The sequence below is a fragment of the Sulfolobus sp. B1 genome, assembly GCF_007050195.1.
Lineage (GTDB): Archaea > Thermoproteota > Thermoprotei_A > Sulfolobales > Sulfolobaceae > Saccharolobus.
On record NZ_QIMI01000081.1, the window covers coordinates 1 to 7,998 of the forward strand.

The following is a 7,998-nucleotide window of genomic DNA, read 5'->3' on the forward strand; positions in this document are numbered from 1 at the left end:
TAATAACCTCTCCACTATCTAGGTTAAGCTTAGGCTTACACGATAAATCTTTTAACCCTCTTTCTTATGTAATAATAAGCGTTCAGGTCAGTTAACTCAAACCTATATAACTTTACTTCCTTACCACTCAAATCCCTCCAAATCTCTTCCTCATAACTTATTACCGATGGATGTTCAGTTATCCTCTCGGGATTATCAGTCATAACATAAATCGGGAAAGTTGTTTTCACCTTAACCCTTCTGAAGTTATCTAAAACTAGCTCAACGCTATTATAAGATGGAACGGCATCAACCACGTAGCCTTCCATTACAAACCCCCGTCTTGTGAACGTATCAGACTTCATCACTCTTATTACATACTCTCTCAGCCAATACTGAGATGATCGCTAGAAAAACGATTTCTTGTGGGTCGGATACTTCATCATATAAAGCGCTCTGGAAATATCTAATCCTCTTAGAGGCTTCTAAGATCACTTCATCAAAGCAAGGGTAACTTAATCTCTTAGAGAGTCTAGATAACTTATTTAACTCATCATCAATCACTTTAGTAAACGATGGCTGTGTTCTTCCCATGTATAAATATATGGAAAATCTACCTAATAAGTTTTGAGAGAGTTGACCGAAAGTATTCTTTAAAAAATTTTTGTATAAGTATGGTTTATAATGATATTACATACTATGTGTAGAGAATTATATAGAATTTGACTAAAATAAACTTTTAAACTTTCCATAAAAGAATATTATGAAAGTACTTTTAAAGTGTTGATTCAACTTCGTAATACCAAATAAATAAGCCGTACTCTGATGAAAATTATTTAAGGTTTAAAGGTTCTATATAAAAATTTGTTCAATGTCATGTTAACCTTATACCATTTTTTTATCATATTAAAGCATTATTTTAGTCTAACTTAAAGGTTTAAGGGGTGTTAAAGGATCTAGGCTATTGATCTCCATGAAAATAAACACACAAGTCCTAATTTCAAGTCAATTTGTAAGAACAGCAATAATAGTAACAGCGGCATCTCTACCATTAATTCTAGCAGCACTACACATAGTACACGCTGGTCTATCAACAGATCCAGCTACAGGTTGAGCTCATTAAATATTTTTCAAAATCTTATACGAGAGTTTTTTAACTAAGTATACCTATCTTCTTTTATACTATGATTATCGACAATAGTAAACTTACTGCCATCATTCATCTGATCGAACATTTTGGTTATGATAACATTGAATTACTCAAAGAGTTAAGTGGAGTAAAAAATGTTGAAGATTATATAAATTTTTTAGAAGAGAAAAAGGTACGTGTATCTCCATCACCGAATTTTAAAAGAATTGGGTTAACCTTCTACCACACAGTAATTGATTTAAATAGGAAATTAAATTTAGTAGATTTTTACTATTTGCTAAATGGTTTCCCAATTGGTATCTTAAGAGATGTAGTAGTTGCAAATAAGGTAATACTCGATATATTGTTTCCTAGTGGAAAGTGGGCATTTATACAGATCTTAGATTATTTGCGAGATGAGGCTGGACTAATAAATGATTACAAGGTTTATATGGAGTATGAGAGAGAAGTTTACTCTATAAATTATGAAAAGTTTAATTTTAATGAGCTAAAGTTTTATGATAACTTCATACTTGACAAGCCTAGAGAGCCCATTTATTTGAGATATTTAGAGGATGATTTTAAACCTGACTGGTACGATGTTGTGATGATAGGAAAAAGGCAAGAGGGGGTAAACTTAACTTTTGAGCAAATAGCAAAAGCATTAGGTATAAGCGTAGATGAGGTGAAGAATCACTATTATGATCACGTAATTGGAAAAAGCCTAATAGATGCATTTTACGTATATATAGGAAAATATGACTACAGAATAACGTTAATAATGAACACTGTAAAAAAGGAAGTAGCAAAGGAGTTAACTAGGATACCCACACTAATGAGAATATCATACTTACATAACGATAAGATTTACGCATTAGTGGTAGGTCAAAATCACGTTTTATTAGATATACTCTCCTTTATAAACAAGTTATCTTATGATTACGACTTTACTTACGATGTTTTCATTCATCCATTGAATCCGTTTAGAGAGTATACAGTTACTGCATCTCTACCTTATGAGCACTTCTCTAAGGATGGTAAATGGGAAATATCGTTAGAGGAAATGATGAATAATATGAAAAAAGCCTTAGTTAATGTCCTTAAACGAGAATGAAAAATATTGAAGAGACCTATAATTCTTATTAAACTTCTTCACGGTTTATTGGCATTTACAAAGTGATGTAAAGCCTCTCTGGCGGGAAGGAGGTTAGATTTCTTCTAATCTGAAATATGGTACAAGACAGAGGAAAATTGTTCTATAATTAGCAAGAGAATACTCTTCATTAAATTGGCAAGACTTGTTATAAAGCACTAAAAAGTTTTTAGGAAGGTTTCACGAGCGAGGAGGAAACTTATTAGGATTGCTTTAAGAATATAAATGTGACAGAGTGGATAGTTCCGTGTGTGGACAACAATTTCATCCACCCCCATAAAATTTTATTCCAACTTATGCCAATAGATTTAGAGTAAATTGTATTGAAGAATATTTTTTAGCCATCTCGTTATTTTGTTTCTTAATGGGTTAGGTGAGTGTTAGGGAATCAAACCGATTCATCTACTAGTCCCAATGAATAACCCTAAAAATACTTTTCCACAATAAAGAAAATTCAATTTATATCAAAACAACCAAATTGTTGTCCACAAACTGCGTAAATGTGAGACTAGTCATAAGGTATGAAGAATTCTACTAGCCCAGAATCGTAACGCATATAATGAAAATGCTGACCATGAATCCTCATTAGCGAGCAAATAACCCTCATGGTATTAAGCTTATAATAACTTAAGAAAAGCAAGGCAACGTGAATAAAGCTCCACAACTTGACAGTTTACCTCTTCTAGCCATAAATGATGAGCACTTCCTTAACTTTGTAATATTGACGATTGTAATACTATAATAACAAAGGTATTCGAATATATAGAAGAGGAATTGGGGAGTGGCGGGTGGGGTTGGCGGGAATGATGAACGGCTTGGGAGCAGAACCCCCGTGAAGGGGGGCGTGGCAGTTGACCCGCCACTCCCTGATTCTCTTTTGTCTTAAAGATAAATAAGGCTTTCTATCAGCTTTTAAGAAATAGGTGAAGCCTTACCCGTTAAAATGAAAAGGGGTCAGCAAAATAATGCTCTTAACAAGTATGAGGGTTTAACTATCGAGGAGGAGACTTATTAGGATTGCTTTAAGAATATAAATGTGGCAAAGTGGATAGTTCCTAGGGATAGATTTTCTAAGCTCTTTTCTTTCTCCCTTGAAGCTAAGCAAGTTTTTCTAAATTATATTGTAGACGATAAATTTTCAGTTTGTTATATTACAGGCAGATTAAAACAAATTGCAGATCATTTAACTTATTCCTTTGAAGGAGAAATTGGGCATATGTACTGGAGTGTGAGGTATAAGGGTGTCAACACTAGTGTGATTAATAAGTACGTTCAAGTTTACTTCAATAGCGAAGGTGATATAAACGATAATATATTAATTTCTCTAGTATTCGCAAAGGAGCTGGGGTTACTGAGTTTTGGGGTGATAACTGACGTTGAGTTAGACGCTTTGAGAAAATATGTATACACTGATGAAACTACTGGATTCTATCCACTGAGGATAGGAATTAAAGTATTTTGGCTACATAATAGTGTAATTAATTCTTGGAAGGATTATACTAAGTGGGTTAAGGAGAAAAGTAATCCACCTTTAGTTCCTTTGCCTGCTGGCGTTGTGTGTATTGAACGTTTTAAAGGAAAGCCAATTAGACCCTTTGTCAAAGATTTCATACTGGGAATGGAAAGAGGGATTGAAGAGACATTATCCTTCTATAATGGTCTAAAGGAGGGAACTTAACGAGGATTTAAATTAGGCTGAACCATCTTGATAGCTCACTAATCCTCAAAAAATTGTTGTGTAAAGTCTTTACTTTAAGAGGGTTTATCTGAGGTACAACTATTTAAATTGTTCATAAATCGAATAGTAGTCTATTTAAGTCGTTCTCGAACCTTCTCATCTCCTCATTTACCCTCCTCTCTATATCCTCAACCTTTCCTAACTCATTATTCTTAACATACCAATAAGGAAGTTCTACCTCACTATTTTCCCTTAAATAAGCTATACTTTTAGGAACCCATAGTTCCTTATTTTGGAATTTTAAGAGGTAAGCTTTATTACTCTCAACCTTTATAGAAGCTCTCAATCTGACCAACTCATTGCCTAATTTACCCTCAACCTCCCTCTTTCTCTTATTGATTATGAAATTTATCATGTCCTCTTTACTCTCAAAGAAATACTTATCATCTAATTTATAAATCGTCAAGGAAACTTTATCACTAACATTTTCATTTCTAACTATTACTTCACATATACTAATAACCTCTCCACTATCTAGGTTAAGCTTAGGCTTACACGATAAATCTTTTAATTCCTCACCATCATAGATTTGATAGGTTATACTAACTACCTTACCTTCTCTTTTAAATATCCTCTTTATCAGAGTCCCCTCAGGCTCATCTAACTCCCCTTCTAAATATTTTATAGACTTCACGGAATGCCATACCTTATCCTTGACTTTCACTTGCCTCCACTTATTTCCAGTGTAAGCGAAATAATATTCCTCCTCATCCTTAGAAATCTTTCCTATTTTCACTATCATTTAATTAAACTTCTCAAAAAGCTTTATAAAACTTAATTGACGTGAGTTACTGACCTCTTCCCCACCTTAAAAAAGTTTTCTTTTTAATTTATGAGTAAAAAGCTTAGTGCCTTCTCCTCAGGAGCACTATTGCTACCACTATGATTATTATGAGAAGAATAATAATACCTAAACCCAATTCCGAGGATGCTTGAGGACTTGTTGATGTACTATTTATTGATGTAGTAGAATTGATTATAGAATGTATTGATGAACTCTCTGTACTTGATGAAACAGAGGTTTCAGTTGTAGATGAAGTTGTCGTGGTCGTAGTAGAGGAAGTACTCTGTGTAGTTGTCGTGGTTGTCGTAGAAGTAGTCGTAGAAGTACTCTGTGTTGTTGTAGTAGTGGTTGTTGTAAATGAATTGCTTTGGGTAGATAGATACATTAAGTCCAGTTTACCCGTTGACACTGTTACTAACCCATTTCCTAAATAATTCACATGAACATTATAAGTAGCCTCAGCTGTGTCAGCACCAAAACTATAATAAGAGGGGAACGGAACGTAACTTCCAGTTGTTACGTTGTAATAATATAAGCCTAGTTCAGCCGACAGTTGCTTAAATGTGGTTATTTCTCCATTTCCTCCTCCTCCAAAGACTAGTTCAGCGTCGTAATAATTTCCTATAATGCTATGTGCTCCTACCGGCGTATAGGCATTTCCAGAAACTACAAGGGCTGAAGCTTCAGCCAATGGATCGTGAATTAAGATAGTGTCGAAGGTATAGACTCTTGGATTATTGAGTACACTTCCGTTCTGGAGTACCTCTATAGCCATTGTAATTTGTACTCCCTGCCCCTCTACAATTGACTCGTTCAGAATTAGGTAAAAGGCAAAGGGAGTGCGGTAGGGTAAAATTGGGGCATTAAGGTAATTGCCATAATAATTATTATAAACGTAACCGTTAGGCGATGTTATACTATTATTAGTTAGAGTTGCGTTATCTCCAGTAACGTTCAGAACGTTGTCGTGAAGTTCCACTTCTGACTGATTTGTGAAAAATATTAGTACGTTCTGGGGCCAATAAGTATATAACGAACCATTAGAATCTACTACTAGCATAGCATTTAATTGTAAGCTAGCTTCATAAGGAGATACACCCACTTCAGGGGCTGAGGTATTGTACGCTAATATAGAGGTAATATTTCCAAAACCTATAATACTATTTGTTAAAACAGTATATGTGGTGATGATACCGCTCTGATTTATCACACCGTACGAAGCTATTCCCATGGGAGCATAAGCACCGCTACGAAGCATAGGGTAAATGAATGGGTTCACATATTCAGGATATACCTTATACATAAAGTAAACTAGTGCTGGTGTCGAGTGATTATTTTCGATGGTTAAGTAGTAAATTCCTGGAGATAAGTCCCTTAGTGTGTAATTATATGTGAGCGGAGATACGCCTAGGTTAGTTACGGTAGTAGGGGGTGAGACCAGTATCGGCCTATTGCTAGAATTAATATTATATAATGAATATACGACAGTTTGGTTCGATATTCCAAAAATTGTCAAATTAAATGGTGAGCCTATCGTCTCGTAATGTATTCGTATAAGTTCACTTTGATAAGGGGGAATTGTGATGAAGTCTCCTACGAATGTTGAGCTATTCTGTTCTTGCAAGTTACTTGAAATATTTAAAAAAATCTGAACTTTAGCACTAGACTGATAAGCGTAGACTACTAGATAATACGTCCCTTGAGTGAAGAGAAGTCCGTCAAAATTCAGTGTACCATTTTGAAGTGTTACATAACCCTTTGAAAAACTTCCAGTCTGATTAAAAGCCAAAAACTGTGATGAGGTTAATATTGCGGTAATAACGCTGGTATTACTAATTGTATAATATACCCCGAATGCTACGTTTGGAGACGTATTAGGCACGTAAAATCTATAACAGAAATAATAATTCGAAGGGATTTTTTCAGTTGCGTTTATAACATAGTTTATGGTTGTGCTAGATGATGAAATAGTTATTATTGGTATATAGCTGAATATAATAATCAACAACAGAAATAAGTATTTCATAACACTCTAGGTTATAAAGTACCCTTACACTATATATTAAAGTTTATCTGTATTGTCGTACATAAATGTAGAAAAATTCATATTTTGTATAGAATTACTTTTCATCTTACCTAACTTAAAGAGTGTATCTTATTCCCATTTTCTGACTTCTAGGGTAAACCATCAATTCTCTAATGTGAGATAGCTTAGAGATTTGGATAACCTGCTATCAGCGTATAGAATTGGCTTTTAAAAATTTTTATCATCACAGCCTTATAAGGACTTTCCTAATTTTCTAAGCCTATTCTTGATAAGGGTGAAATTAACGAGGGGCTATCCTTTCTTACTTATTACTATCAGAGGTATTTCAATTTCCTCTTTTGATAGACCTCCATGAGATCCTAAGTACGTCTTCTCCTCTTCATCATCCCAATAATCGTATACCATATTGCTTAACGGAACTCCAGCGAAGTCTGGCACGTTATCTCCCCCGCAAATATTCTTCAACTTTTCCTTATCAAATATGGCCATATCGTAATTCTCCTCTAACCACTCCTTAGGGTTTCTCTTAGAAATGAACATCAAGTTTCTAGCTCCTCCAAAAGGAGGAAAGTCTACTATCTTGAGTATTTCCTCGCTCACCCTTACATAACCCTTTACAGGGACATGACCATGGTCTGCAGTGACTATTACATCGTATTTCTCCTTTACGTCGTTGGCTAACTTAAAGGTCAAGTCCATTACCTCCCTTGCAACCCTTATCGTATGCTCAGAGTAAGGTCCTAAGTGGTGGCTTACCATGTCAACGTATGGTAGATACAAGAAGATGAAGGGAGAATCGTTTTGGGCTAAATTGTAAGCCTGAGTAAAAGCGTCCCAAGGTGAATAGTATGGTATTATCATACGTTCTCCACTTACCATCTTAGTGAACCTTAGTACATTTTCCTCATAGCTCGTTAAGATTACTGATTCCTTTGGCAAATAACTCTCTAAATTAATTTTGTACGACTTCTCCTTCAATAGGTCAATTATTCTACCTCTCCTCTTATCGAATATCTTCCACCCCATTATGCCGTGAACTCCAGGTGGAGTCGCTGTGAATAGGGTCGATAGGACAGTTATCGTTATGGTTGGAAAGACGGAATGAATCTTATTTATATTTACGTAATCGGGTAACCGTTTAGAGAGTACTCTCTTGGCTAAATCGTAA

General features: G+C 34.9%; 8 protein-coding genes. 3 read left to right on the forward strand and 5 right to left on the reverse strand.

Going from position 1 to position 7,998, the window contains the following annotated elements; translation table 11 throughout:
• Positions 1-35: 35 nt before the first annotated feature.
• Positions 36-308 (reverse strand): hypothetical protein, encoded by a 273-nt coding sequence (locus DMP16_RS06510; protein ID WP_255446822.1) that lies wholly within the window; start codon positions 306-308, stop codon positions 36-38.
• A 25-nt stretch (positions 309-333) separates the two neighbouring features.
• Positions 334-573: a DNA polymerase II gene (locus DMP16_RS06515; protein WP_069284436.1), complete on the reverse strand. Its 240-nt coding sequence runs from the start codon at positions 571-573 to the stop codon at positions 334-336.
• Positions 574-952: 379 nt separating this feature from the next.
• On the opposite strand from DMP16_RS06515, the gene DMP16_RS10990 reads away from it, so the two are divergent.
• From DMP16_RS10990 to DMP16_RS06525, 3 genes are all read left to right on the forward strand, one after another.
• A complete protein-coding gene (locus tag DMP16_RS10990) occupies positions 953-1,093 on the forward strand; it encodes a hypothetical protein (protein ID WP_185957831.1) in 141 nt (46 codons plus the stop codon).
• A gap of 70 nt (positions 1,094-1,163) precedes the next feature.
• A complete protein-coding gene (locus tag DMP16_RS06520) occupies positions 1,164-2,222 on the forward strand; it encodes a hypothetical protein (RefSeq protein WP_069284435.1) in 1,059 nt (352 codons plus the stop codon).
• A 1,075-nt stretch (positions 2,223-3,297) separates the two neighbouring features.
• The gene (locus tag DMP16_RS06525; protein WP_069284434.1) at positions 3,298-3,939 is read left to right on the forward strand and encodes a hypothetical protein; all 642 of its coding nucleotides are present in this window, start codon (positions 3,298-3,300) and stop codon (positions 3,937-3,939) included.
• 112 nt (positions 3,940-4,051) lie between these two features.
• Here the strand turns inward: DMP16_RS06525 and DMP16_RS06530 are convergent, their stop codons facing one another.
• The 3 genes from DMP16_RS06530 to DMP16_RS06540 all read right to left on the reverse strand — a co-directional run.
• Positions 4,052-4,741, reverse strand: coding sequence for a hypothetical protein (locus tag DMP16_RS06530; RefSeq protein WP_069284433.1), 690 nt, complete (start codon positions 4,739-4,741; stop codon positions 4,052-4,054).
• Positions 4,742-4,844: 103 nt separating this feature from the next.
• Positions 4,845-6,809, reverse strand: coding sequence for a thermopsin family protease (locus tag DMP16_RS06535; RefSeq protein WP_143576995.1), 1,965 nt, complete (start codon positions 6,807-6,809; stop codon positions 4,845-4,847).
• 312 nt (positions 6,810-7,121) lie between these two features.
• A partial coding sequence (locus tag DMP16_RS06540) for an alkaline phosphatase family protein (RefSeq protein WP_143576996.1) occupies positions 7,122-7,998 on the reverse strand: 877 nt, incomplete at its 5' end.